Origin of the sequence: Pseudomonas pergaminensis, from assembly GCF_024112395.2 — a bacterium.
Classification (GTDB): domain Bacteria; phylum Pseudomonadota; class Gammaproteobacteria; order Pseudomonadales; family Pseudomonadaceae; genus Aquipseudomonas; species Aquipseudomonas pergaminensis.
The window spans coordinates 5,357,329-5,382,655 of record NZ_CP078013.2 but is presented as its reverse complement, the minus strand read 5'-3'; the positions used below and the strand labels follow the sequence as shown (position 1 = coordinate 5,382,655).

Genomic DNA, 25,327 nt, shown 5'->3' with positions numbered 1-25,327 from the left:
TCAGTCACCGTCGTTGGCATTGAAGCCCAGTTGGATGCCCAGCGCCTTGGCCAGTTCGCCTTCGTGCAGGCGGTGGACGACGTTGAGGCTGTCATAGATATCGTTGAGCTGCTGGCGCCCGGCGTCATCGTTCAACAGTTCGTTGAGGGTGCGCTGGTTGCTGGCGAACAGTTTCAGGGACGCGGCATAGGCAGCGTCGATCTTGTCAGCCAATGGCTTCTGCTCGGCCGGCAGCAGGCCACGCAGGCCTTTGTTGTCCACACCCACCCACACGGTCTGGGCTGCCGCGAGGCTGGCTTCGAGGCTTTGCAGGGACGACTGGCTGCGCCATGCATCGGCCTGGAATGGCTGCGGGATGCCCTTGGTCTGGCGGCCCATCGGCGTGCCGAGCTTTTTCTTCAGGGTGTCCAGTGCGGTCACTTGGACGCGCAGCAGGTCGGCAATGGCTTCGTGAGAATCGGCGTAGCGCTGGTTAGGAAACTTGGTCATCTGCGCGAGCATGCCGTCGGTGCTGTTCCAGCTGGCCAGGATCTCTTCGGCCAGGGCCTTCTGACGGTCGCCGATGGCCACCAGCAGCGGGCAGTAACGGGCCTTTTGGGCGTCGTCGGCAATGTCGGTCTTGGCGTCATAGAGGATGTATTCGTAGGCCGACAGGCCTTGTACCACCACGCTGGACTTGGCCAGGGCGGCACCGTCGATCTGCGGCTGGCTGGCGACGAGTTGCTCGACCTGGCGGCCGACCAGGTTCTTTTTGTCCGGCCAGAATTGCACCTGCCACGAACGGTTGCCTTCGGCCAACGGGCCGATCAGCAAGGGTTGCAGCTCGGCCCAGGCTTTTTGGGCGTGGAGGAAGTCGGCACGGGCGGTGTCCAGGCTCTCTTTGCCCTGGCAGTAGGCGAGGGCGCTCACGGCCAGTTGACGGTCGGCTTCAACCCAACGGCTGTAGGTCGGCAGGATCACTTGCTTGGCGATGGCCGCCGAGGTCACCGCTTGCGGGTCCTGGGGCGAGCAGGCGCCAAGGGCGAGGGCGGCCAGGCTGGTGAACAACAACTTGGGACGGAACATGTCGAGCTCCCTTCTGTAATTGGGGCGAAGCTTATAAAGAATTCAGGAACGCCAGCAACGCTGCGCGCTGCTCGGCATTAAAGGACAACACATGCTGCTGCGCCGCTTGTGCTTCGCCGCCGTGCCACAGCACGGCTTCGAGCAGGTTGCGGGCGCGGCCGTCATGCAGGAACTGGGTGTGGCCACTCACGGTTTGCGTCAGGCCAATGCCCCACAACGGCGGGGTGCGCCAGTCGCGGCCACCGGCCTTGAATTCGCTGCGGTTGTCGGCCAGGCCCGGCCCCATGTCGTGCAACAGCAGGTCGCTGTAGGGGCGGATGACTTGGTTGGCCAGTTCAGGTTCAGCGGCATTCGCGGCCGTGGTGAACGCTGGTGTGTGGCAACCCTGGCAGCCGGCTTGATAGAACAGGTTTTTGCCGGCCAGCACCTGCGGCGTGTTGACGCCCCGGCGCGCCGGCACCGCCAGGTTGCGGGTGTAGAACAGCACCAGGCGCAGGATATTGTCGCTGACTTCCTGCTCGCCGTCGGCGCCATTGCCGTTGGGGGCCTGTTTGCAGGCGACTTGGGCAACGGTGCAGTCATCAAAGGGTCTCAGGGATGTGGTGAGGCCCATATCACCAGAGAACGCGTGAACATTTTGTTGATTGAGGTTGGGTTGCCCGGCCTTCCAGCCAAAACGCCCGAGCACGGTTTTTTGCTGGGCATCGTCCCAGACCCAATTGGCGCGGCCAACGATGGCTTCTTTGTCGGCGGTCTTCGGGTTGGTGTTGCGCAGGATATCGGCGTCGCTGATGGCTTCGAGCAGGCCCAGGCCGATCATCGGCGGGGCGATGCGTGCGGAAAAACGCGTATCCGGATGCATCGGGCCGTAGCCGAGCTGGGTGATTTGCAGGTCCGGCTTGCGCAACTCGACCACCGTGCCGTCCTTGAACGTCACGTTGACCGGTGTGTAATCCATGCGCACCTTGCCTTCAGGCGCTACGCCCGGCACGGCCATGTCTTGCAGTTGCCCGCCGTAGACGGGCTCGGGTACTACGCCGATCTGTTCGATGAGCTTGGCGTAGGCCGGGGTATCCGGAATGGACAGGCGCACCAGCATCGACACTGCATTGGGGGCGTCGGGCAGCGGCGGATGGCCGCGACCGTCCTTGATATGGCAGTTCTGGCAGGCGTTGGTGTTGAACAGCGGGCCCAGGCCATCACGTGCCGTGGTGGTGGACGGCGCGATCACCCAGGGGCTGCGGAAGAAGCTGTTGCCGACGCTGAAATCCAGGCGCCGGGTGGGCGACAGGTTGGCCGAAGGCAGGGAAAACGCGTTCTGGTCACGCTTGTTCACCGTCGCAGCGCCGCCCGCCCGTGATTCACCCGGCTCGGCCTTGGTAAACCTGGGCGCGTCATCGCAGGCGCTCAGGCTCAAGGCCAGCACGGCTGCGGACAGGCGAAAAAGCGAACGGAACATCGAGTTTCCCGGACGAAGACGAAAAATAAGGTCGCAAAGTCTAACAGGGCGGGGCGCAATGAATAAGAGCAATTATCGTTTGGTCGAATCCGATTCATTCCCGCTAGAATGACCGCACATTTTTCTCTGGAGGTGGCCAATGCAGGCTCTCGACGCTTTGCTCAACCGTGTTTCCGTGCCGCGTCTGCTGGAACCGGCACCGACCCAGGAGCAGCGCGACGTGCTGTTCGCCGCCGCCATGCGCGCGCCTGACCACGGCCAACTGCGCCCTTGGCGTTTCCTCACGGTTGAAGGCGCTGCCCGTGAGCAAATGGGCACGCTGCTGGCCGAAGCCGCACGCCTGCAGGACGCCGATGCCCCGCAAGCCGCCATCGACAAGGCCCAGAACGGCCCGTTGCGCGCGCCGTTGGTGGTGGTGGTGATTGCCCGGTTGCAGGAACATTTCAAGGTGCCGAAGTCCGAGCAACTGCTGGCCGCCGCCTGCGCCGCCCACGGCATCCTGCTGGCGGCGTATGCCCAGGGGATTGGCGCGGTGTGGCGCACGGGCGAATTGTCCTACTCGGCCCATGTCGCCAAAGGCCTGGGGCTGACGGCGGATGAGGAAGTGATTGGCTTCCTTTACCTGGGCACGCCGCAGAACCCGCCGCGTACCGCGGCTAAAGAGGATGTGGCGGCGTTTGTCCAGGCTTGGACTGGTCTCTAATGGTAGGAGCCGGCTTGCCGGCGATGAGGCCCTTGAGAGTTGCATCAATTTCAAGGCTGCCATCGCCGGCAAGCCGGCTCCCACAGGGTTTTGTGCAAGCTGTCAGACCCTGAACTGATCCATCAACTTCATTTGCTGGCTGGCCAATGCATTGAGTTGGCTGCTGATGGCCGCCGACTCGGTGGCCTGGCCGGTGAGGGTCTCGGTCACGGTGCGGATCGCCGAAACGTTGCGGTTGACCTCTTCGGCCACGGCGCTCTGTTGTTCGGCGGCGCTGGCGATCTGCAGGTTCATGTCGCTGATCACGGTGACCGCGTCACTGATCTTGCCCAAGGCCTGCACGGCTTGATGGATCTGCCCCGCATTGCTCTGCGCCTGATGCTGGCTCGAGTGCATGGTGGCGACCACGCCACGGGTGCCACTCTGGATCCGTTCGATCACCAAGCGGATCTCTTCCACCGAATCCTGGGTGCGCTTGGCCAGGTTGCGCACCTCGTCGGCCACCACCGCAAACCCACGGCCACTTTCCCCGGCGCGCGCCGCTTCAATGGCGGCGTTGAGGGCCAGCAGGTTGGTCTGCTCGGCAATGCTGCGGATCACTTCTAGCACTGAACCGATCTGTTCGCTGTTGACCGCCAAGGCTTCGACTTCGCCCACGGCCTTGCTGACTTCCTCGGCCAGGGAGGTGATATCGCGAGTGCTCTGCTCAATGATCGACATGCCCTCACGCGCCGACTGATCGGCACCGCGTGCCGCGCTGGCGGCATTCGAGGCGCTGTTGGCCACGTCGTGGGCAGTGGCGCTCATTTCGTTCGACGCGGTGGCCACCTGGTCGATTTCGCGGAACTGCACCTGCATGCCTTCGCTGGTCTGGCGGGCGATGGCGGAGGACTGGTCAGCGGTGCCACGGGCTTCAGTGATGCTTTGCTTGATCTGCGCGATGGTCGGTTGCAGTTTGTCGAGGAAGCGGTTGAACCAGTTCACCAACTCGCCCAGTTCATCCTTCTTGGCATAGGCCAGGCGTTGGGTGAGGTCGCCGTCACCGCTGGCGATGTCCTTGAGCATGGCCGCCACGCTGTTGATTGGGCGGGTGACACCCGTGGCAGTCAGCCAGATCAGCAGCAAGCCCAGCAAGCCGGCGGCGGCGGCCACCAGCAGCGCCTTGAGGGTGCCGGCTGCCTGAGCGTCATCGAGTACCGCTTGCAGTTTGACGTTGTCGGCGAGCATCACCGCTTTTGGCAGCTTGATCACCACGCCCCAGGATTTGGCATCGGCGATCGGCTTCACCGGGTACACCGCGCGAATGGTGCCGTTCTGCTCGCGGATCATGCGGTTGTCGCTCGCCAGCAGTTGCACGATTTCCTTGCCTTCGGCACCGAGGGTGTCGATCAGGTTCTTGCCGACCTTGGCCGGCTCGCCACTGTAGGCGGCAATCAAACCGGTGCTGGAGAGTATTTCCAGGTGCGCGGCGCCATTGAACACGTCTTTCTGTGCCGCGTCGGTGCTGGCCTGTAAGGCGTTGAGGGCGATGTCGACGCCCACCACGCCAATGACCTTCGCGTCCACGATCAGCGGCAGGGAGATGGTGGTCATCAACACGGGTTTGCCGGCCACGGTGTCTTCGTATGGGTCCAGCAGGCAAGTGTTGCGGGTGTCGCGTGGGCAGGTGTACCAGATGTTGTAGGGCGTACCGCTGAGGTTGAGGGTGGTCTTGGTCAGGTCGTCCTCGACCATGATGGTGTTCAAGCCTTCGCCGCCTGCACGGCTCCAGTAGCTGGAGAACCGCCCCTTTTCGTTGGAGACGCGAGCCTTGTCGTCGATGAATTCGCTGTCCTTGCCGTCCAGGCCATTGGGCTCGAATGACAACCACATGCCCAGCACTTTGCTGTTGCGTTCGAAGGCAGTTTTCAGGCTCTGGTTAAGTGCTTCGCGCAGTGCGCCAGGCTCCAGTCCGCGCTGGGCGGCCAAGTTGCGCAGGTCCTTGATCTGATCGGCCAGGGCGGTCACGGCCAGCAGGCTGTCTCCAAAGGTTTTCTGCAAGTGCACCGCTTGCTCGGCGGCCTTGGCCTGCAGCAGTTGTTCCACGCTGGCGGTGAGCATGCGCGAGCTGGAGTCGCTGACCAGTTGATCGTTCTGGTTGGTGTTGTAGAGGTTGATGCCGACGACCAGCGCGATCACCCCCAACAGGCAAAGGCCCGACAGCAACACGATTTTCAAGCGAATGGAGAGGGTGTCGAACATAGGTTCACTCACGAATGGACTTGTTTGAAGGCACGCAGTGCAGGCCAAGTCCATTCAGCGCTATGTCTGAAACATCGGCGTCATGATTCAATTCATGAGAGAGAGGCGATGAGCGGTAGGAAAAACCCTACACGCTACGTTATACGGGCGCTGCAAGCCGTTCCGGGCGTGACCAGATCCACAGATTGCCCAGGCTCATCCCGGCAATCGCCAGGTAGATCGGCCAGCCATGATCGAGCATCACCAGCATCAACAGGGCGCACAGCAGCATGCTCACGGTGGCGCTGACCTTGGCCCGGCGGGCGATGATCTTGCCGTTGCGCCAATTGAACAGGATCGGCCCGAACAGCCGGTGGTTTTCCAGCCAGGCACTCAGGCGCGGAGAGCTTTTGGTGGCGGCCCACGCGGCGAGCAGGATGAATTCGGTGGTGGGCAAACCCGGCACGACAATCGCCACCAGCCCGATGCCCAGGCTGACGTAGGCCAGCAGGCCGAAGAGGATCCGGGCGATTTTCGAGGTGGATTGGGTTTTGCCGGTCATAGGTAGAGATATCACAGAGAATCAATATGAAATGAGATCTAAATGTGGGAGCGGGCTTGCTGTGGTGAGTGGGGCTTGTCCCCCGACGGGCTCACCGCCGACCCAAGGGGCTGCTTCGCAGCCCAGCGCAGGGCAAGCCTGCTCACCACAGCAAGCCCGCTTCCATATTTTTATCGCATTCCAGCCAAGGGTCAGGCCAGTTCAGGGGCGCTAGCGTACGCCTGTTCCAGCAGCACGGTGAAGCGCACAAACGCGTCGATCGCGCCTTTTTCCACCGCGGCTTCTTCTTCGGCGCTGAATTCCAGGGCGTCGAGGGTACGAGTAAAGCTTTTCCAGCCTTCGGCACGACCACCGGCCGGCTCACCCAGGTGACGGGCACCGAAGGTTTCGCTCAGGCCCAGGCCGACGGCGCGCTTGATCAGGAACGCGGCGCCCAGCTTGGAGCCTTCGGAGACAAACAGCCAGCCCAGGGCTTCGGCCTTGCTCGGGTTCTTCACGGCGCCGGCGACCGGTGCCGGTACCTCGGTGTCCAGGTCGCCCAGGTCCAGCTTGGCGGCTTCGGCTCGGCAGCGCTCGGCCAGGTCCGGCACGATCTTGATCAGCTCGGGGTCGTTGTACAGGGCTACCAGTTCCGACTGGAACAGATACTGCGCCACGACGAAGCGGGCGAAGTTGGCCTGGGTTTCAAACGGGGCGTGGGCCTTGACCAGTGCGTCGAGCTTGGTATGTGGCTCGTTGGTGATCTGGTTCAGGCGCTGGGAGCGCAGGCTTGCACGTTCTGCGGTTGGGGAAGCGGTCATGAAAAAAGTCCTTGAGAAGGGAAGCGCCTTGGTGCCCGAAAGAGAGCTGTTATCAACTAGACGAACAAGAAGACGCGGCACAGTAAAAAATCCTCACCCCGACGTTGAATAAAGGCGCCGGGGTGAGGCGGGTTTCATCAGATGTCCCAGATCACGTTGATCGCAAAGTTGCGACCCGGCTGGGTCAGGCGGTCGAGGTTGGCCGGGGAGGTCACACCGGCTTCGCCGACGCCGTCGTAGCTGCGCACGTCATCCCAGTTCCAGTACTTCTTGTCGGTGAGGTTGTAGAGGCCGCCATTGACGCTCACGTCGTTGGTGACCTTGTAGAAGGCGGTCAGGTCAAGCACGCCGAAGCCTGGGGTCTTGAACGGGCCGGTAGTGCTGCCGTCAGGCGCGTGGAAGGTGGTGCTGTCGACGCGGTTCTGCTTTTTCACCAGGGTCCAGCTCAGCAGGCCGCCGTAGTTGTCCTGGTCGTAGCCCAGGCCGAATACGCCCTTGAGCGGGTTGACGCTGTTGAGCGCCTCGCCATTGTCGTCGTTGCGGCCATAGGTGTAGCCGACCGAACCCTGGGTGTACAGGCCTTGCGGTGCGCCGAAGGCATCAAGGTTCAGGCGCCCTTTGGCTTCTATCCCTTTGATGGTGGCGTGCTTGATGTTATTGGCTTCGAATTGCTGTGAGGTGCCGCCGGCGACGGAGGCGTCCTCGTCGATGAAGTCGCGGTATTTGTTGTAGAACACAGCGATATCAAACGAACCGGAATCGAAGTTGCCGCGAATCCCGGTTTCCACGCCCTTGCTGCTTTCCGGCTTGAGGTCTGGGTTGGGCTCGACGGTGTAGCCCTGCTGCAGGTTTTCAAAACGGCCGTACAAGGCCTTGGCCGACGGTGTGCGGAAGCCTTCAGCGTATTGGCCGAACCAGGTGTAGTGATCGGTCAGTGCGTAGGTCAGGCCGAATTTTGGCGTCACGCGGTGCCAGGTTTTTTCCTTGTCGCTGTGGGCGTAGATCCGCGTCGGGTCAACCGTGTTGAGGAACTCTTCAGTCAACTTGGGCTTGAGCTGGGTGTAGTCGTAGCGCACAGCGGGCAGGAAGGTCCACTTGTCCCAGGTGATCTGGTCTTGTGCGAACAGCGAGTAGGTGTTGATGGTCGGGTCCGGGAAGTCACTGGCCTTTTTCACGCTGTCGCTGGCAATCGGGCTGGGCGCGCCGATGGCCGTGCAACCGCTGCCGACCGCCAGGCAGGTAGCGCCGCCTTCGCGGGAGCCGGTGACTTTCTGTTGTTTCAGGGTGGTGCCGTAGGTGACTTGGTGATCGGTGTCGCCCACGCTGAACGCCTTGTCCAGCTGTGCGTCGAACACCCACTGTTTTTCCTCGTAGAGGGTTTCGCGGGTGCGCAGGACGCGGCGGGATGGCTGGTAGATTTCGGCGGTGGACTGGTCGGTCTTGGCGATCTGGTAGTTGAGGCTGGTCTTGATCTGGTCGGCAATCGGCGAGTCAAGGGCGAAGCGGTTTTCGATGCCGAAACGCTCGCGGGTGATGGTGTCGTTGCCCGACCGCGCACGGTAGAAGTTGAAACCGCGCCCACCGGTGAACGGACCACCCACGGCATTCTTGAGATTGACGTCGCGATCATCCTTGAACTTCTCGTACGTCAGGCCCAGTCGATTGTCGTCACCGTAGTTCCAGCCCAGCTTGGCCAGCACGTTGGTGGTGCGCGCGTCCTCGGGGTTGGCGCCGGTGCGCGCCAGGCCCGTGGCGTTGTTGCCATCGTAGGATTCCATCTCATGGCCATTGCGCTGGCTCAAGTGCAGCAAACCGTCGAAGTCCTGCACGCGGCCGGCGACGGTGCCGGAGGTCAGCCAGCTTTCGTCGGCGGAGCTGTAGCCGGTCTTGAGGCGCGCGCCAACGTCCTTGCCGGGCTTGATGATGTCATCCGGGTCGAGGGTGAAATAACTGACGGCGCCGCCGATGGCGCTGCTGCCGTACAGGGCCGAGGCCGGGCCGCGCAGGATTTCCACGCGCTTGACGATTTCCGGGTCGACGTAGTTGCGGCGGGTCTTGGCGTAGGGGCCGTTGAAGAAGTTGTCCGGCACTTCCACACCATCCACCTGGGTGAGGATGCGGTCGCCGTCGATGCCGCGAATGTTGTAGCCCGAATTGCTTGAGCGGCCACCCGCACCGCCGACCGAGACGTTGGGTTCATAACGCACCAGTTCACGAATGGTATTCACGTTCTGGCGGTCCAGCTCCTCGCGTTCCTGCACGGTCACGGTGCTGGGCACGCTGCTGATGTTTTGCTCGTTACGGGTAGCGCTGATGGTCACCTGTTGCAAGTTGAGGGTGCCGCCCGTTGCGCGTTTCTCCAGCACGATGTTGTTGCTGCCCAGTTTGCGGTAGCTCAGGTTGGTCCCCACCAACAGCCGGTCCAGGGCTTTTTCCGGCGACAACGGGCCGCGTACGCCTGGGGACGACACACCCTGGCCCAACTCAGCGGGCAGGCCGACTTGCCAACCGGTCACGGCGGTAAAGGCATTGAGTGCCGAGACCAGCGACTGCTGCTCGATACTGAAGTTGTAGTTGCCGTGGCTGCGCGGGGCGGGTTCTGCGGCGGTGGCCGTCATCACTGGCGCACCGGCCAGCAGGATGGCTGCAGTCAGCAAGGACAGGACGGGCGAAGAGGACCGGCGGTTGAAACAAGAGGACATCGAGAGCGCTCCGGGGTACGAATCTTATAGTTGCGAACTGAAACAAATAGGAATCAGTTGCATTGGCTAAGACGAGACGTACCATCGTTGGCTATCGAGTAAAAATAATTCTCATTTAGTTCAGGATCACCAGCGCCGGGTATTCCGACAGCTTGGCCGAGGTGATGTGCGCCAGTGAACGCACCACGTCCAGCGGCTGGTCGATGCGGTAATTGCCCGTGACGGCGACGCTGGCGAGTTGATCGTTGGTGTTGACGATCCAGCCAGGGTAATAGCGGCGCAGTTCGGCAAGCACTTCGCTCATGGGGCAGTTTTCGAAGATCAGCCGGCCCTGCACCCAGGCCAGGTCCTTGTTGGCGTCCAGCTTGGCGGGTTGGCCGAAGCCCTTGGGCCCGATGCGGATACTTTCACCGGCGCGCAGGCGCACGCGGGCATCATCGAAGGTGTTGCTCAGGTCGACATCGCCGCGCTGAACTTGCACCTGCGCTTCGCCATTGAGGTAGCGCACGGCGAACGCGGTATCACGCACGTTGGCGCGCACGGGGCCGGCGTCGATTTCCAGGGGCAGGCCATGGTTGGGCACGATTTCGAAAAACGCCTCGCCCTGATACAGGCGGGCGATACGCTGGTGGTCCTTGATGCTGCTGGAAAACGCCGAGTTGGTGTTGAGCAACACCTTGGAGCCGTCGTCCAATTGCAGGCGCTGGCGTTCGCCCACCACGGTAAGGTGGTCGGCTTGCAGGCGTACCGGCAAATTGCTGAAGCTGAACAGGCCGATCAACAACACGGCGGCGGTGGCCAGTGGCTTCCAGTGCGGCTTGATCCGGCGCCAGGCGCTGGGTTTGCGCGGCGCCGCCAGTGCGACGGCGGCGCTGTACACCGGCGCGCCACCCCAGGCAGCCTGGGCCTTGCCGAAGGCGTGGACGTGGGCGGGGTCGCTGGCCAGCCAGGCTTCGAATTCGGCCTGCTGCCCGGGCTGCGGGCACTGCAAGGCGATCAGCCAGTCGAGGGCTTGGTCCATAGCCGTGTCTTGCAACACCTCATGAGCCAGCTCATGGGGGCGCAGTTTATTCGGGTCCGTCACGGTGTTCCTCGGGTCTTCGCCACGTTCTATTCAACTTTCCTGCAGCTTGGGTCGACGATTCTGTCGAGTGAAGCTTAAGGCCGATCCAGCCGTTCGGCCACACCTACACAGATGGCCATGATCAATTTCAGTTCCTTTTGCACGGTGCTCAAGGACACTTGGAGCTGATCGGCGATCTCCTGGTAACTGCAATCATGCAGGCGGCTGAGGATGAAAATCTGCTGTTGGCGGGCGCTCAACTGGCCAAGGCTGACGCTGAGGGCTTCAAGCATCTGCTCGGCCTGGGTGGCATCTTCGGGCGTGCTGATCGGCGCGGCGACGCTTTGCAGGACGTCCAGCGGGACATCTTCCTGCAGCATGCGGGCCTGGATCCGACGTGCACGCAGATGATCCAGCGCGAGGTTGCGCGCGGTTTGATAGACGAAGGGTTCGAGGTGATCGATCGGCCGCTCACTGAGGGCCCGGGTGACGCGCAGGTAGGTTTCCTGCAACAGGTCTTCGGCGGTGCTGTGGTTATTCACCATCCGCTGCAAGGTGCGAAGCAGAATCACCCGTTGGGTGAGAAAGACGTGGTTGAAGCGAGATTGGCTCACAGTGGTACCAGACCGATTTGCAGTTAATGATAATGCTTATCATCAACTCAAATGGCAAGTGGCACTTTGAGCGGTTTTGCACAGGACAAATGTGGGAGCGAGCTTGCTCGCGAATGCATCACCTCGGTATTCAGATGAACCGAGGCGTCTGTATTCGCGAGCAAGCCCGCTCCCACACAAGCCTACTCCCACTGGATTACTCGGCGTTGCACAGCGCCAGGCAGTTATCCAGCATGCGGTTGGAGAAGCCCCACTCGTTGTCGTACCAGGCCAGCACTTTGAGCAACTTGCCGCTGACCTTGGTGTGATTGGCGTCGAAGATCGACGACAGCGGGTTGTGGTTGAAGTCACTGGAAACCAGCGGCAGGGTGTTGTAGCCGAGGATCTTCGAGTGCTGGCTGGCTTCTTTGAGCAGCGCGTTGACTTCTTCGGCAGTGGCTTCTTTCTTCAATTGTACGGTGAGGTCAACCAGCGACACGTTGATCACCGGCACACGCACGGCCATGCCGGTCAGCTTGCCCGCCAATTCCGGCAGCACCAGGCCTACCGCTTCGGCGGCGCCAGTCTTGCTCGGGATCATGTTCTGGGTGGCCGAACGCGCGCGGTACGGGTCGGTGTGGTAGACGTCGGTCAGGTTCTGGTCGTTGGTGTAGGCGTGAATCGTGGTCATCAGGCCGCTTTCGATACCCAGCTCGCGGTGCAGCACCTGGGCGACCGGCGCCAGGCAGTTGGTGGTGCACGAGGCGTTGGAGATGATCTGGTGGGACTGACGCAAAATGTCATGGTTTACGCCATAAACCACAGTGGCGTCCGCGCCCTTGGCCGGGGCCGAGATGATCACCTTGCGCGCGCCAGCGGTAATATGGGCGGCAGCCTTGTCACGGTCGGTGAACAGGCCGGTGCATTCGAACACCACGTCGATCTTGTGTGCAGCCCACGGCAGGTCGGCGGGGTTGCGAATGGCACTGACGGCAATCCGGTCGCCATTGACGGTCAGGCTTTCCTGATCGTGGGCGACCTCTGCTTCGAAAGTGCCATGCACGGTGTCGTATTTGAGCAGGTGGGCGTTGATCGAACTGTCGCCCAGATCGTTGATGGCGACGATCTGCAAATCCTGGCGGTAGCCTTGGGTATACAGTGCGCGCAGGACATTACGGCCGATACGGCCAAAACCATTGATTGCGATACGAAGAGTCATTGGAAAGTGCCTGTCGTCGATTTGTTGTAAGAATTACAAGATTATTCGCATAAAAATAGAAAACAAGCCTTTTTAGTGGCAATATTTTGTTCAATCTACAACGAGTGACCTGAATCAACTGGTCCGATGATCCAAACGACTCCCTGCCATCCCATGCGCTGCGGGCGTTTGATCAGCATAGACACTCAGGTCGCCACATCCGTTAGCCTGGAGTTCTACACATGCATCCCCGCGTCCTTGAGGTCACCGAACGGCTTATCGCCCGCAGCCGCGCCACCCGCGAGGCTTACCTTGCGCTCATTCGCGGCGCAGCCAGCGACGGTCCGATGCGCGGCAAGCTGCAATGCGCCAACTTCGCCCATGGCGTGGCCGGTTGCGGCACCGAAGACAAAAACAGCCTGCGCATGATGAATGCGGCCAACGTGGCAATTGTTTCTTCATATAACGACATGCTCTCGGCGCATCAGCCGTACGAACACTTCCCCGAGCAGATCAAGAAAGCCCTGCGCGAAGTCGGCTCGGTCGGCCAGTTTGCCGGCGGCACCCCGGCCATGTGCGATGGCGTGACCCAGGGCGAGCCTGGCATGGAGCTGAGCCTGCTCAGCCGTGAAGTGATTGCCATGTCCACAGCGGTAGCGCTGTCCCACAACATGTTCGACGCCGCGCTGATGCTGGGCATCTGCGACAAGATCGTCCCCGGCCTGATGATGGGCGCGCTGCGCTACGGCCACCTGCCGATGATCTTCGTACCGGGCGGCCCAATGCCGTCGGGTATCTCCAACAAACAGAAAGCCGACGTGCGCCAGCGCTACGCAGAAGGCAAGGCCACCCGCGAAGAGCTGCTGGAGTCGGAGATGAAGTCCTACCACAGCCCTGGTACCTGCACCTTCTACGGCACCGCCAACACCAACCAATTGCTGATGGAAGTCATGGGCCTGCACTTGCCGGGCGCTTCGTTCGTCAACCCCTACACACCGCTGCGTGATGCCCTGACCCGCGAAGCCGCGCACCAGGTCACGCGCTTGACCAAGGCCAACGGCAACTTCACGCCGATCGGCGAGATCGTCGACGAGAAATCCATCGTCAACTCGATCATTGCCCTCAACGCCACGGGCGGGTCCACCAACCACACCCTGCACATGCCGGCCATCGCCATGTCGGCGGGCATTATCCTCACCTGGGACGACATGGCCGACCTTTCCGAGGTGGTGCCGACCCTGTCCCATGTGTATCCAAACGGCAAGGCCGACATCAACCACTTCCAGGCGGCGGGCGGCATGTCGTTCCTGATCCGCGAGCTGCTCGAAGCCGGCCTGCTTCACGAGGACGTCAACACCGTGGCTGGCAAAGGCCTGAGCCGCTACACCCAGGAACCCTTCCTGGTCGACGGCGAGCTGATCTGGCGCGACGGCCCGATCGAAAGTCTCGACGAAAGCATCCTGCGTCCCGTAGCCCGTGCGTTCTCGCCGGAAGGCGGCTTGCGTGTGATGGAAGGCAACCTCGGGCGTGGCGTGATGAAAGTGTCTGCCGTGGCTCCGGAACATCAAATTGTTGAAGCGCCGGCGGTGGTGTTCCAGGACCAGCAAGACCTGGCCGACGCGTTCAAGGCCGGTCAGTTGGAAAAAGACTTCGTGGCCGTCATGCGCTTCCAGGGCCCGCGCTCCAATGGCATGCCCGAACTGCACAAGATGACGCCGTTCCTTGGCGTGTTGCAGGACCGTGGCTTCAAGGTCGCACTGGTAACAGACGGGCGTATGTCCGGCGCGTCGGGTAAGATCCCCGCCGCGATCCACGTCAACCCCGAAGCCCAGAGCGGCGGGCCGCTGGCGCGGGTGCGCGATGGCGATATCATTCGCGTGGATGGCGTGAAGGGCACCTTGGAGCTTAAGGTGGACGCCGACGAATTCGCAGCGCGCGCGCCTGCCACGGGCCTGTTGGGCAATAACGTGGGGGCCGGTCGCGAGCTGTTTGCATTTATGCGCTTGGCCGCAAGCTCCGCAGAGCAAGGCGCCAGCGCCTTTACCTCTGCCTTGGAGACGCTTAAGTGAAGCTTGCGCTGGTCGGTGATATCGGGGGCACCAACGCCCGTTTTGCGTTGTGGCGCGATCAGGAACTGCATTCGATCCGCGTGCATGCCACGGCGGATCACTCCAGCCCTGAAGACGCGATTAAGGTTTACCTCAAGGAGGAAGGCCTGGAAATCGGGGACATCGGCGCGGTATGCCTGTCGGTGGCCGGGCCGGTGAGTGGGAATGAATTTAAATTCACCAACAATCATTGGCGCCTGAGCAAGACTGACTTTTGCAAAACCCTGCAGGTGGATGAACTGCTGCTGGTCAATGACTTCTCGGCCATGGCCTTGGGCATGACCCGCCTCAAGCCCGACGAATTTCGTGTGGTCTGCGCGGGCACGCCGGAGCCGTTGCGTCCGGCGGTGGTGATCGGCCCAGGCACTGGCCTGGGGGTTGGCACGTTGCTGGACTTGGGCGCTGGCCGCTTTGCGGCGCTGCCGGGGGAGGGCGGGCATGTCGACCTGCCCCTGAGCAGCCCGCGGGAAACCCAGCTGTGGCAGCACATTTACACGGAGATCGGCCATGTCAGCGCCGAGACCGCGCTGAGTGGCGGTGGGTTGCCCCGTTTGTACCGCGCCATTTGTGCGGTCGACGGGCACACCCCGGTACTGGACACGCCCGAAGCCATTACGGCTGCCGGCCTGGCCGGCGACCCGATCGCGATGGAAGTCCTGGACCAGTTCAGCATCTGGCTGGGTCGAGTGGCGGGCAACAACGTATTGACCACCGGTGGACGCGGCGGTGTGTATATCGTGGGCGGGGTGATACCGAGGTTTGCCGACTTCTTTATCAACAGCGGCTTTGCCAAGAGCTTCAGCGACAAAGGCTGCATGAGCGACTACTTCAAAGGTATTCCGGTGTGGTTGGTGACTGCGCCGTATTCCGGGTTGACCGGGGCTGGCGTCGCGCTCGAACAGGCCTTTGCGTAGTGAGTTATGGCCCCTTCGCCAGCAAGCCCGCTCCCACATTCGATCGCATTCCACTGTTGGAATGCAGGCAAATGTGGGAGCGGGCTTGCTCGCGAAGGGGGCCTCAAGGGCAACAAATGACTTAAGCTTGGCCATAACAACAAGGAGGACCCCGTGAGCGTAATCAGTAAATCGATTCTCCTCGTCGACGATGACCAGGAAATCCGCGAATTGCTGCAGACCTACCTCAGTCGCGCCGGTTTCCAGGTGCGTGGCGTGCCGGATGGCGCGGGGTTCCGCCAGGCGATGAACGAGGCGCCCTGCGACTTGGTCATCCTCGATGTGATGTTGCCGGACGAAGACGGGTTCAGCCTTTGCCGCTGGATCCGCCAACACCCGCGCCAGGCGCAGGTGCCGATCATCATGCTCACTGCCAGTTCCGACGAGGCCGACCGCGTGATCGGCCTGGAGCTGGGCGCCGACGACTACATCGGCAAGCCCTTCAGCCCTCGCGAGTTGCAAGCACGGATCAAAGCCCTGTTGCGCCGTTGCCAGTTCGGCCAGGAGCGCAGCGTAGGTGGGGACGTGCTGGTGTTTGATGAATGGCGCCTGGATATGATCAGCCACCGCCTGTTTCATGTAGACGGCGAAGAAGTGATCCTCTCCGGGGCCGATTTCGCCCTGCTCAAATTATTTCTCGACCACCCGCAACAGATCCTCGACCGCGACACCATCGGCAACGCTACCCGTGGCCGCGACCTGATGCCGCTGGACCGTATCGTCGACATGGCCGTCAGCCGCCTGCGCCAACGCCTGCGCGATACCGAAAAGCCTCCTCGGCTGATCCGCACGGTGCGCGGCAGTGGTTACCAACTGGCAGCCAGCGTGGTTGCCGGCAATGCCCACTGAACACCTGACCGAGCACCGCCGTCGCTTTCCGGTGCCGCGCTCGTTGCTGGGGCGCATGCTGATGCTGACGCTGCTGGCCGTGTTGTTTGCCCAGGCGCTGTCCAGCGTGATCTGGGTGTCGCAGTTGCGCGCCACCCAGCTCGAAGGCCTGGTCACCAGCGCCCGTAGCCTGGCGCATTCGATGACGGCCAGCGTCAGTTATTTCCGTTCGCTGCCGGTGGCCTATCGACCGTTGGTCCTCGATCAATTGCGCAGCATGGGCGGCACCCGGTTTGTCGTGACCCTCAATGATCGCCCGCTGGACATGCAGGTATTACCGGAAACTCCACGCAAACAGGCGGTACTGGTCGCGGTGGACGAGGTGCTGCGCCAGACCCTGGGTGCCGACGTGGACATCTCGGTGGAGTTCGTCAGCGCTGAAGACCTGCGGATCTTCAATGCCGGGCTCAAACTCGATGAGCTGCCACGCTCTTGGGCCCATTATGCGTTGACCCTGGAACCGGTGAACCCACCGGTATTGGTCACCCAGATCCAGCTTGCCCCCGGCGAATGGCTGTACATCGCCTCGCTGTTGCCCGAGCCCTACACCAGCCTTGAAGAACAAGGCCTGCCGTCCCAGCAAGTGTGGTTTATCGTGCTGACCAGCGGCTTCCTGCTGTTGTTCATCGGCCTGCTGGTGCACTGGCAAAGCCGGCCACTCAAGCGCCTGGCGCGGGCGGCGCGGGACATGTCCCTGGGCGCCGATGTAGAACCGGTGGCCGAAGGCGGTGGCAGCGAAGTGGTGGAAGTGGGCCGCGCCTTTAATGCGATGCGCGAACGCATCAGCCGTTACCTGACCGAACGCAGCCAGTTGTTCAGCGCGATTTCCCACGACTTGCGCACGCCCATCACCCGTCTGCGCCTGCGCGTGGAATTGCTTGAAGACGAGAACCTGCAAGCCAAATTCGGCCGTGACCTGGATGAGCTAGAGCTACTGGTGAAGGGCGCGCTGCAGTGCGTGAAGGACACGGATATCCACGAAAACATCGAGCCGGTCGACCTGAACCACGTGCTTGACTGCCTGGTGGAGCCGTACCTGGCGCCGAACGGCAATGGTCGGGTCACCCAACACGGCCGAGCGCTGAGCGCCTATCCGGGTAAGCCGCTGGCGCTCAAGCGTTGCATTGGCAACCTGATCGACAACGCGTTGAAGTACGGTCAGAACGCCCACCTGTACATCGAGGACGATGGCGCGGAGTTCATCCTGCACGTGGATGACGAAGGCCCCGGGGTGCCGGAGCAGCGTCTTGAGCAGGTGTTCGAACCGCACTTTCGCCTGGCCGGGCAGCAACAGGGCTACGGCCTGGGGTTGGGGATTGCGCGCAACATTGCCCATAGCCATGGCGGTGAAGTGAGTTTGCAGAATTTGCGCGAGGGTGGGTTGCGGGTGACCTTGCAGCTACCCCGCGGTCTGGACTGAATAAACACAAAACCCATGTGGAAGCGTCGAACCGCCGCTCCCACATTTTGATCTCCGTTGAGTCAGATGCTTTGGCGCAATCGGGCCAGGTCTCTCAGCGGCGGCGCGCCGAACAACCGGCTGTATTCCCGACTGAACTGTGACGGGCTTTCATACCCCACCCGATACCCGGCCGCCGACGCTTCCAGTCCTTCGGCAATCATCAATCGCCGCGCTTCCTGCAGGCGCAGTTGCTTCTGGTATTGCAGCGGGCTCATGGCGGTGATCGCCTTGAAACGGTGGTGCAGGGTCGAGACGCTGAGGTTGACTTCCTTGGCCAGGTCATCGATGCGCAGCGGTTGTTCGTAGTTGCCATTGAGCCACTTGATCGCCTGGCTGACGCGGTGGCTCTGACTGTTGGCCACGGCAATTTCATACAGCCGATAACCTTGCGGGCCGCGCAACAGGCGATAAAGAATTTCGCGGTTGATCAGGGGCGCGAGCATGGCGATGTCTTTGGGTGTATCGAGCAGGCGCGCCAGGCGCAGCACCGCGTCGAGCAATTGGTTGTCGATGCGGTCGACGTACATGCCACGTGACGTCGGTCGTGACGGCACGCCCATTGGGCCTGCCTCGGCGATCAAGGCCGTCAGTTGCGCCGGGTCGATATTGATGCGCACCGACAGGTTCGGGTCCTCCGGCGTGGCCTCGATGATCCGGCCGGCCACCGGCATGGCGACCGAGAACACCAAGTAGTTGAGCGGGTCGTAGGCGAATATTTCATCCGCCAGGCGCACTTCCTTGCTGCCGCTGGCAAGAATGCACAGGGCTGGCTCGACCAGCACCGGCATGAAATCGCGCGGTGTGTTGTGGCGGTTCAGGTACAAGGTCGTGATCGCCGTGCCATAGGAACCGTCTTCCCAGGTATGGCGATGCACGATACCGGCAAGCTCCGCGCGTTGCTTTTCCATTTCGGCATCGAGGGGAATGGACTTGGTTTCGGGCGACGGCATGGGGCGACCTCTACACACTTTTTTGATGGGCTCAGCTTAGCGGTGGCGGTTAGAGAGTGTTATGTCGATTCTGCACAATCCTTGCCTGATCCTGCGACACATCGTGAATCAGGCAAGCACCGGGCCTGTCATCTCCCTGAAACAAGGCGTTTGCCCGTGGAATAAAACCGGTGGCCGAACGTCCTGTCTACGCTATTCGCAGGATTGTGCAATAAGCCGGCAGGAATCGACTAACCGCGTCCATACCCGCGCCGTTATCTTTGATCCTGTGGCAACACGCCCTCACAGTGCTTGCCGAGCATCACTTCTCAACGGGAGAGTCGAACATGTCCACCCCCATTCCCGCGAGCCATATGGCCTTTATCCGCGCCCGCACCGGGTGCAGCACCGAACTCGGTGCACGCTTGAGCAGTTTGATCGAACCGGGCCGTCAGGCTCAGGGTTGCCTGCAATTCTCGTTGCAGCATTCCCAGGTCGATCCCGATGTCTGGTTGATCTCCGGCTTCTGGAGCAGCGAGCAGGCGATGAGCGCCTACTTCAACTCTCCAGCGCTGATGATCTTCACCGAGTTGTTGAACGACATGGTCGTGCGCAGCATGGACTTCCAGACCTTCACCGATGCATCCGCCGCCAATGCCTACGGCGAGTACCTGCAACTCGCCGGCTGATCAGGTTTAGAATGGCCGACTTTCCATTGGCCAGGACCTGCAACATGGCACGTAAACAATTTGCCCACCACGAAGCCGTTTCCGCGGTAGTACCGGGTGAGGGTGGCTATAGCGCCGCCGTCGCCGTCAAGGCACTGGATGGCATGGGCGCACCGCAGTTTCACAAGATCCTTGATGGACAAAAGTTCAAGACCGCCTCCGATGCCGACGATGCGGCGACCCTGCAGCTTGAGTGCTTGGTCGATGTGGATGAAGACGGTCAACTTTCTTGGGCCACTGCTGCCAACTAAAGAACGCTGCTGATCCAACTGTGGGAGCGGGCTTGCTCGCGAATCCGGCGTGTCAGTCGATACGGCTGTGACTGATCCACCGCTTTCGCGAGCAAACCCGCTCCCACAGGTTTTATTGCCTTGTAGTCAGCGTGGTGTTGCACCTGGGCGATACATCTTGAACAGGGCTTCGGGGCCCAGTTGGAAGTAATCCGCCGGGCCGCCACCGCGCAGGATAGGCTCGGCGGCGGCTGTGTCGTAGACCCCATCCTTGAGCAGCCACTTGGCAATGTGCACCGCGACCACCTCGCCCAACACCAGCCAGCTAGGCACCAATGCCTTGTCGGCGCGCTGAAGCTGGATGATCTGCGTGACCTTGCACTCGAACGACACCGGGCTCTCGCCCACCCGTGGTACGCCAACAATCTTCGACGCCACCGGCGTCAGGCCGGACAGCTCGAATTCGTTGACCTCGGGGGAAACGGCGGCGCAGCTCTGGTTCATCTGCTCGGCCAGCGGGCGGGTGGCCAGGTTCCAGACAAACTCGCCGGTCTGTTCGATGTTGTTCAGGCTGTCTTTGCGCCCGACACTGGAAAACCCAATGATCGGCGGAATGTAGTTGAACGCATTGAAGAAACTGTAGGGCGCCAGGTTCAGGCGGCCTTCGCTGTCGTGGGACGAAATCCAGCCGATCGGACGAGGCCCGACAATGGCATTGAACGGGTCATGCGGCAGGCCGTGGCCGTTGGCGGGTTCGTAGAAATGGATATCGTCGGACATGGCCTGTTCTGCTCTCGGTTTCGGGACCAGCATCATACCCAATGTGGGAGCGGGCTTGCCCGCGAATACGGTGGTTCAGTCTCTACAATCGTTGACTGACACACCGCTTTCGCGGGCAAGCCCACTCCCACATTTTGAACGGCGTTCAACGGTTAGTCGGTGGTGATCCGCGAGTGCTTACGCGTGTCCTTCATGGTCACGTAGACCACCAGCGACACCGCAATACACGCCGTCACATACCAGTAGTAACCGGTTTCCATGCCGATGCTCTTGAACCACAGCGCGATGTATTCAGCAGTGCCGCCAAAGATCGAGACGGTCAGGGCATACGGCAGGCCCACGCCCAGGGCGCGGATTTCGGTCGGGAACAGTTCGGCTTTAACCACGGCGTTGATCGAGGTGTAGCCGCTGACGATGATCAGCGCCGCCATGATCAGGAAGAACGCGCCCCACCAGCTCTGGATGGTGTGCAGGGTGGTGAGGATCGGCACGGTGAACAGGGTACCGAGGATGCCGAAGGCGATCAGGATCGGCCGACGACCGACTTTATCCGACAGCCCACCGATGATCGGTTGCAGGCACATGAACAGGAACAGCGTCGCCGCCGAGATGGTGGTGGAGTCGGAAATGCTCATGCCGACAGTGTTCACCAGGTATTTCTGCATGTAGGTGGTGTAGGTGTAGAACGCCAGCGTACCGCCCATGGTCAGGCCGACCACGGTCAACAGTTCCTTGGGATGGCGCATCAAGGTGCGCATCGCGCTTTCCTTGGCTTTTTCCTTCTTGGTGAACGACTCGGTTTCTTCCATGCCGCGACGCAGGTACAGCGCAACCACTGCGCACAGGGCACCGATGGCAAACGGGATACGCCAGCCCCAGGCATACAGCTGCTCGGTGGTGAGCAATTGTTGCAGCACGATCAATACGCCCAGGGCGATGAGCTGGCCAGAGATCAGGGTTACGTATTGGAAGCTGGAGTAGAAACCACGGCGTTCCTTGGTCGCCATCTCACTGAGGTAGGTGGCGGAGGTACCGTATTCACCGCCGACCGACAGGCCCTGCAGCAAACGGGCAAATACCAGCAAGACCGGTGCGCCGATACCAATGACTTCATAGCCAGGGCTCAGGGCGATCAGCAACGAGCCGAAGCACATCAGGTAGACCGAGGCCATCAAGGCCTTTTTACGCCCGACTTTGTCAGCGTACAGGCCCATCAGCCAGCCACCGATCGGGCGCATCAGGAAGCCGACGGCAAAGATCGCGGCGGTGTTGAGCAGCTGGGCGGTGGTGTCGCCTTTCGGGAAGAAGGTTTTTGCGAAGTACAACGAGAAGGCGGCGTAGACGTACCAGTCGTACCACTCGACCATGTTGCCGACGGAACCACTGAAAATCGATTTGATACGGCTGGAGGTGGTGCGTTCTTTCGCCGGCGCGGCCGCCGACCCCAGAGGCAAGGTGTTGGAGTTATCCATTGAAGGATCCTTCATCTAGTTGTTTTTATGGAGCGTGCTTGAGCACTGCCTGGCTGGGGCTATAGCAGGAGCTGTGCCAGGTGGATGAAGGCCCGGTCTAGAAGGGTTGCGGGTTTTTTGTGAGCGGAAAATTGCTGACATTTATCGGGTGATGAGCGGAAATCCGCTTATGGCTGTCGACGCCATCACAGGCAAGCCCACCTCTAAAATGCATTCCTGTAGGAGCCGGCTTGCCGGCGATAGGGTCCTCAAGCGCACCAACGCCAGCAAGCCGGGCCCTACAGGAAGGTTTCCCGCACGAGCCCATGGCGCTGCATTTTTTCATTGAAGGTGCGCCGAGGCAGTTGCAGTTCAGCCAGCACCGCCTTGATGTCGCCCTTGTGCCGGGTCAACGCCGCTTTCAGGCAGTGAGCCTCGAAGGCCTCCTGCTGCGCAGCCAGGGATTGCCCGGCCTCGATGCCTTCCGGTTCCGGTTCGCCAAGCCCCAGCACCTGGCGTTCGGCGACGTTGGCCAGTTCACGCACGTTGCCTGGCCAGTCATGGCTGAGCAGGCGCCCCAGTTGTGCGCCACTCAGGGGCTCAACGCTGCGGCCCAGGCGTTCGGCAGCACTCTGAGCAAAGTGGTCGAACAGCAGGGGGATATCTTCGCGACGGTCACGCAAGGGCGGCAGGCGCAGTTGCGCGACATTCAAGCGATAGGCCAGGTCTTCGCGAAAACGCCCGGCGCGGGCCTCTTCCAGCAGGTCCGGCTTGGTGGCGGCGATGATGCGCAGGTCCACGTGGATACTTTGGTTGGATCCCAGCCGCTCCAGTTTCTGCTCCTGCAGTACGCGCAGCAATTTCACTTGCTGGGCCAGGGGCATGCTTTCGATCTCGTCCAGGAACAGCGTGCCACCGTGGGCATATTCCAGTTTACCGATGCGCTTGCCCTGGGCGCCGGTGAACGCGCCGCTTTCGTGGCCGAACAGCTCGGCCTCAAACAGTTGCTCGGGGATCGCAGCACAGTTGAGCGCCACAAAGGGCTTCTTCGCCCGCGGGCCGAAATCATGCAGGCAGCGGGCGACGAGCTCCTTGCCGCTGCCGGTCTCTCCACGGATCAGTACGTTGACCGGCAGGCTCGCCAGGTCCAGCACCTGGCGGCGCAAGGTGTGCAAACCCCGGGACACGCCCAGCAGCGTCGATTCCAACTGCGCCCGATGGTCAGCCTGTTGATGCAGGCGGCGGTTTTCCAGGATCAAGCCACGCTTGTCCAGGGCACGGCGCAAGCTGTTGAGCAGGGCGTCGGGGCTGAAGGGTTTTTCCAGGAAATCGTAGGCACCGTCGCGCATGGCTTCGACGGCCATCGGCACATCGCCATGGCCGGTGAGCAGGATCACCGGTAAATCAGCATCGCGGCGCTGCACTTCGGCCAACAGCTCCAGGCCGCTGAGACCCGGCATGCGCACATCGCTCAAAATGACCCCGGGAAAATCCTTGGGCAGTTGCGCCAGGCACGCCTCGGCGCGGCTGAACAACTGCACCTCAAACCCCGACAAGCTCAGCCATTGTTCGACAGCCGTACGAATGCTGGCTTCGTCATCGACCACAATCACCGCGTTCAACATAGGTCGGGCGTCTCCAGGGCGATAGGCAGGGTCAGGCTAAACACCGCGCCGTCGCCACGGTTGCCGGCGATCAGGCGTCCGCCCAATTCGTGCACGATAGCGTAGGACACCGCCAGCCCCAAGCCGAGCCCGTCGCCCACGGGCTTGGTGGTGAAGAACGGGTCGAACACGCTGTTCAAATGCTCCTCGGCAATCCCGCCGCCACTGTCGCTGACGGTGAGCTGCCACAGCTGTTGATCGGCATGCAGGCGGATTTCCAGGCGTTTGCGCGGCTTGTCGGCCATGGCGTCCAGCGCATTGCGTAGCAGGTTGATCAACACCTGCTCCAGGCGGATTGCATCACCGCGCACCCAGGCAGGGCGGGTCAGGTCGAGCACCACGCCGATGGCTTCATCACGCAAGCGCGCGTCGAGCAGGTGCAAGGATTGATCAACCACCGTGGCCAGGTCCAGGCGTTCACGCAGGCCGCTCGGGCTCTTGCGCGCGAAGGTCTTGAGGTGGCCGGTGAGTGCGGCCATGCGCGTGAGCATATCGTCCAGTGGCGTGAGCGCCTGGTAAGCGTCGTCGACCCGACCGTGATCCAGCAGCAGGCGCAAGGTGGCCAGCTGCATACGCTGCGCCGTCAGCGGTTGATTGATCTCGTGGGCGAGGGCCGCAGACATCTGCCCCAGCGCTGCCAGCTTGGCCGATTGCACCAGGCCATCCTGGGCGGTGCGCAGCGCCTGGGTGCGCTCTTCCACCAGTTGCTCAAGCTCTTCGCGACTGCGCTGACGCAAACGGGCCAGGCGCCAGCGCTGGGTCAGGAACAGCACCAGGAACACCAGCGCCAGCCAGGATCCGGCGGCGGCCAGGCCAGCGTTGCGCTGATCCTCAAAGGCGAACTGCGGCTTGCGCAGCAGGTGCAGGGTCCAGCCTTCGGCTTTGAGTGGCAGGGATTCCCAGATGTAATTGGCGTTGCCATCGGGGCCGTTGACGCGCATCAGGTGACTGTTTTCGTCAAAACGCCGCAGGGTCTGAGTCTCCAGCGGTTGCAGTTGTTTTTTGTCGTATTGGCGAGTGGCCTTCAATTCGGCGAGGTCGCTGGCCGACAACGGCCGCAGGTTGCGATAACGCCAGCCCGGTTGATTGGCGATAAACACGATGCCACGTGCGTCGCTGACCAGCAGCAGGTCATTGCCCTGGGCCCACTCGCGCTCAAGCTCGGGGAACTCCAGCTTGACGACCATGGCGCCGAGGAACTGTTCGCGTTCATCCAGCACCGCGCTGGAAAGGAAGTAACCGGGGATGCCGGTCGTCACGCCCACTGCATAAAACCGCCCGGTGCCCTGGCTCAAGGTCTGGCTGAAGTAGGGCCGGAACGCGTAGTTATGCCCCACATAACTGCTCGGCAGGTTCCAATTGCTGGCGGCCACGGCCAGGCCAGTGCGGTCCATCAGTTCCAGGGTGGAGGATTGTGCGGCGCCGTTGATGCGCTCCAGCTTGCGGTTGAGCAAATCCTGGGTCGCGGTATCCAGCGGGCCCTTCAAGGCATTGATCATCTCCGAGTCCAACGCCAGCACGGCGGGCAGGGCGCGGTAGCGTTCGATCAGGGTGTGCAGGGAGTTGCCATACAGCGTGAGCTGCTGATTGGCGCGGGCAGCATCGTCTACCAGGGCCTGGCGTTCGGCATGGCGAGTGGCCAAGGTTGCGGCCAGTAGCGCGCCAGCGATGATCAGCAGGGAATAGAAGGTCAGGCGCAGGGGGCGAGGGATGACGATCATACGGTGATGGGCAGGCACGGTAAGGGAGTGCACCATACCATGTGCCAT

General features: G+C 61.7%; 21 protein-coding genes. 7 read left to right on the top strand and 14 right to left on the bottom strand.

The features are described from left to right. A complete protein-coding gene (locus KUA23_RS24480; protein ID WP_078050050.1) occupies window positions 1-1,065 on the bottom strand; it encodes an imelysin family protein in 1,065 nt (354 codons plus the stop codon). Window positions 1,066-1,096: 31 nt separating this feature from the next. Then, window positions 1,097-2,524, bottom strand: coding sequence for a di-heme oxidoreductase family protein (locus KUA23_RS24475; protein WP_252992990.1), 1,428 nt, complete (start codon window positions 2,522-2,524; stop codon window positions 1,097-1,099). A gap of 139 nt (window positions 2,525-2,663) precedes the next feature. Between KUA23_RS24475 and KUA23_RS24470 the strand changes: the two genes are divergently transcribed. Beyond that, window positions 2,664-3,227 carry an NAD(P)H nitroreductase gene (locus KUA23_RS24470; RefSeq protein ID WP_053135698.1) on the top strand — a complete coding sequence of 188 codons (564 nt, stop codon included), beginning with the start codon at window positions 2,664-2,666 and terminating at the stop codon, window positions 3,225-3,227. 102 nt (window positions 3,228-3,329) lie between these two features. Here KUA23_RS24470 and KUA23_RS24465 read toward each other — a convergent pair whose 3' ends face one another. From KUA23_RS24465 to gap, 7 genes are all read right to left on the bottom strand, one after another. Next, window positions 3,330-5,468: a methyl-accepting chemotaxis protein gene (locus tag KUA23_RS24465; protein ID WP_252994312.1), complete on the bottom strand. Its 2,139-nt coding sequence runs from the start codon at window positions 5,466-5,468 to the stop codon at window positions 3,330-3,332. A 139-nt stretch (window positions 5,469-5,607) separates the two neighbouring features. Then, complete coding sequence (locus KUA23_RS24460; RefSeq protein ID WP_099494261.1) at window positions 5,608-6,009, bottom strand: YbaN family protein; 402 nt, start codon at window positions 6,007-6,009, stop codon at window positions 5,608-5,610. A gap of 191 nt (window positions 6,010-6,200) precedes the next feature. After that, on the bottom strand, window positions 6,201-6,809 hold the full coding sequence (locus KUA23_RS24455; RefSeq protein WP_078050046.1) for a biliverdin-producing heme oxygenase: 609 nt from the start codon (window positions 6,807-6,809) through the stop codon (window positions 6,201-6,203). Between the two features lie 137 nt (window positions 6,810-6,946). Continuing rightward, window positions 6,947-9,511, bottom strand: coding sequence for a TonB-dependent receptor (locus KUA23_RS24450; protein WP_252992989.1), 2,565 nt, complete (start codon window positions 9,509-9,511; stop codon window positions 6,947-6,949). 115 nt (window positions 9,512-9,626) lie between these two features. Next, complete coding sequence (locus tag KUA23_RS24445; RefSeq protein ID WP_252992988.1) at window positions 9,627-10,595, bottom strand: FecR family protein; 969 nt, start codon at window positions 10,593-10,595, stop codon at window positions 9,627-9,629. A gap of 74 nt (window positions 10,596-10,669) precedes the next feature. Then, on the bottom strand, window positions 10,670-11,188 hold the full coding sequence (locus tag KUA23_RS24440; protein WP_252992987.1) for an RNA polymerase sigma factor: 519 nt from the start codon (window positions 11,186-11,188) through the stop codon (window positions 10,670-10,672). Between the two features lie 196 nt (window positions 11,189-11,384). Beyond that, the gene (gene gap, locus KUA23_RS24435) at window positions 11,385-12,386 is read right to left on the bottom strand and encodes a type I glyceraldehyde-3-phosphate dehydrogenase (protein WP_015885658.1); all 1,002 of its coding nucleotides are present in this window, start codon (window positions 12,384-12,386) and stop codon (window positions 11,385-11,387) included. Between the two features lie 221 nt (window positions 12,387-12,607). Here gap and edd point away from each other — a divergent pair, with 221 nt between their 5' ends. The 4 genes from edd (at window position 12,608) to KUA23_RS24415 (ending at window position 17,734) form a co-directional block, all read left to right on the top strand. Next, window positions 12,608-14,434 (top strand): phosphogluconate dehydratase, encoded by a 1,827-nt coding sequence (edd, locus tag KUA23_RS24430; RefSeq protein WP_099494265.1) that lies wholly within the window; start codon window positions 12,608-12,610, stop codon window positions 14,432-14,434. Continuing rightward, window positions 14,431-15,387 (top strand): glucokinase, encoded by a 957-nt coding sequence (locus KUA23_RS24425; protein ID WP_078050040.1) that lies wholly within the window; start codon window positions 14,431-14,433, stop codon window positions 15,385-15,387. The genes edd and KUA23_RS24425 overlap by 4 nt, the downstream gene beginning before the upstream one ends. Window positions 15,388-15,540: 153 nt before the next feature. Further along, window positions 15,541-16,275: a response regulator gene (locus KUA23_RS24420; protein ID WP_025854798.1), complete on the top strand. Its 735-nt coding sequence runs from the start codon at window positions 15,541-15,543 to the stop codon at window positions 16,273-16,275. Between the two features lie 31 nt (window positions 16,276-16,306). Further along, a complete protein-coding gene (locus KUA23_RS24415) occupies window positions 16,307-17,734 on the top strand; it encodes an ATP-binding protein (protein ID WP_214497477.1) in 1,428 nt (475 codons plus the stop codon). Window positions 17,735-17,796: 62 nt separating this feature from the next. Here KUA23_RS24415 and KUA23_RS24410 read toward each other — a convergent pair whose 3' ends face one another. Then, window positions 17,797-18,726, bottom strand: a complete 930-nt coding sequence (locus KUA23_RS24410) for an AraC family transcriptional regulator (RefSeq protein ID WP_078050038.1) — start codon at window positions 18,724-18,726, stop codon at window positions 17,797-17,799. A gap of 326 nt (window positions 18,727-19,052) precedes the next feature. Between KUA23_RS24410 and KUA23_RS24405 the strand changes: the two genes are divergently transcribed. Continuing rightward, on the top strand, window positions 19,053-19,394 hold the full coding sequence (locus tag KUA23_RS24405) for an antibiotic biosynthesis monooxygenase family protein (protein ID WP_065925866.1): 342 nt from the start codon (window positions 19,053-19,055) through the stop codon (window positions 19,392-19,394). 11 nt (window positions 19,395-19,405) lie between these two features. Then, complete coding sequence (locus KUA23_RS24400) at window positions 19,406-19,684, top strand: hypothetical protein (protein WP_078050037.1); 279 nt, start codon at window positions 19,406-19,408, stop codon at window positions 19,682-19,684. 126 nt (window positions 19,685-19,810) lie between these two features. On the opposite strand, the gene KUA23_RS24395 is transcribed toward KUA23_RS24400, so the two are convergent. From KUA23_RS24395 to KUA23_RS24380, 4 genes are all read right to left on the bottom strand, one after another. Then, complete coding sequence (locus KUA23_RS24395) at window positions 19,811-20,443, bottom strand: flavin reductase family protein (protein ID WP_078050036.1); 633 nt, start codon at window positions 20,441-20,443, stop codon at window positions 19,811-19,813. Between the two features lie 152 nt (window positions 20,444-20,595). Further along, window positions 20,596-21,915, bottom strand: coding sequence for an MFS transporter (locus tag KUA23_RS24390; protein WP_099494267.1), 1,320 nt, complete (start codon window positions 21,913-21,915; stop codon window positions 20,596-20,598). A gap of 278 nt (window positions 21,916-22,193) precedes the next feature. Next, window positions 22,194-23,519 carry a sigma-54-dependent transcriptional regulator gene (locus tag KUA23_RS24385; RefSeq protein ID WP_100492209.1) on the bottom strand — a complete coding sequence of 442 codons (1,326 nt, stop codon included), beginning with the start codon at window positions 23,517-23,519 and terminating at the stop codon, window positions 22,194-22,196. Continuing rightward, a complete protein-coding gene (locus KUA23_RS24380; RefSeq protein ID WP_252994311.1) occupies window positions 23,513-25,279 on the bottom strand; it encodes an ATP-binding protein in 1,767 nt (588 codons plus the stop codon). The genes KUA23_RS24385 and KUA23_RS24380 overlap by 7 nt, the downstream gene beginning before the upstream one ends. Window positions 25,280-25,327: the final 48 nt, after the last annotated feature.

Bases quoted from the DNA above. Each gene is read 5' to 3' on its own strand.
- KUA23_RS24385 (WP_100492209.1), bottom strand. From the start codon at position 23,519: ATGTTGAACGCGGTGATTGTGGTCGATGACGAAGCCAGCATTCGTACG.
- KUA23_RS24380 (WP_252994311.1), bottom strand. From the start codon at position 25,279: ATGATCGTCATCCCTCGCCCCCTGCGCCTGACCTTCTATTCCCTGCTG.
- KUA23_RS24390 (WP_099494267.1), bottom strand. From the start codon at position 21,915: ATGGATAACTCCAACACCTTGCCTCTGGGGTCGGCGGCCGCGCCGGCG.
- KUA23_RS24480 (WP_078050050.1), bottom strand. From the start codon at position 1,065: ATGTTCCGTCCCAAGTTGTTGTTCACCAGCCTGGCCGCCCTCGCCCTT.
- KUA23_RS24475 (WP_252992990.1), bottom strand. From the start codon at position 2,524: ATGTTCCGTTCGCTTTTTCGCCTGTCCGCAGCCGTGCTGGCCTTGAGC.
- KUA23_RS24450 (WP_252992989.1), bottom strand. From the start codon at position 9,511: ATGTCCTCTTGTTTCAACCGCCGGTCCTCTTCGCCCGTCCTGTCCTTG.
- KUA23_RS24400 (WP_078050037.1), top strand. From the start codon at position 19,406: ATGGCCGACTTTCCATTGGCCAGGACCTGCAACATGGCACGTAAACAA.
- KUA23_RS24465 (WP_252994312.1), bottom strand. From the start codon at position 5,468: ATGTTCGACACCCTCTCCATTCGCTTGAAAATCGTGTTGCTGTCGGGC.
- KUA23_RS24395 (WP_078050036.1), bottom strand. From the start codon at position 20,443: ATGTCCGACGATATCCATTTCTACGAACCCGCCAACGGCCACGGCCTG.
- KUA23_RS24405 (WP_065925866.1), top strand. From the start codon at position 19,053: ATGTCCACCCCCATTCCCGCGAGCCATATGGCCTTTATCCGCGCCCGC.
- edd (WP_099494265.1), top strand. From the start codon at position 12,608: ATGCATCCCCGCGTCCTTGAGGTCACCGAACGGCTTATCGCCCGCAGC.
- KUA23_RS24410 (WP_078050038.1), bottom strand. From the start codon at position 18,726: ATGCCGTCGCCCGAAACCAAGTCCATTCCCCTCGATGCCGAAATGGAA.
- KUA23_RS24470 (WP_053135698.1), top strand. From the start codon at position 2,664: ATGCAGGCTCTCGACGCTTTGCTCAACCGTGTTTCCGTGCCGCGTCTG.
- KUA23_RS24460 (WP_099494261.1), bottom strand. From the start codon at position 6,009: ATGACCGGCAAAACCCAATCCACCTCGAAAATCGCCCGGATCCTCTTC.
- KUA23_RS24455 (WP_078050046.1), bottom strand. From the start codon at position 6,809: ATGACCGCTTCCCCAACCGCAGAACGTGCAAGCCTGCGCTCCCAGCGC.
- gap (WP_015885658.1), bottom strand. From the start codon at position 12,386: ATGACTCTTCGTATCGCAATCAATGGTTTTGGCCGTATCGGCCGTAAT.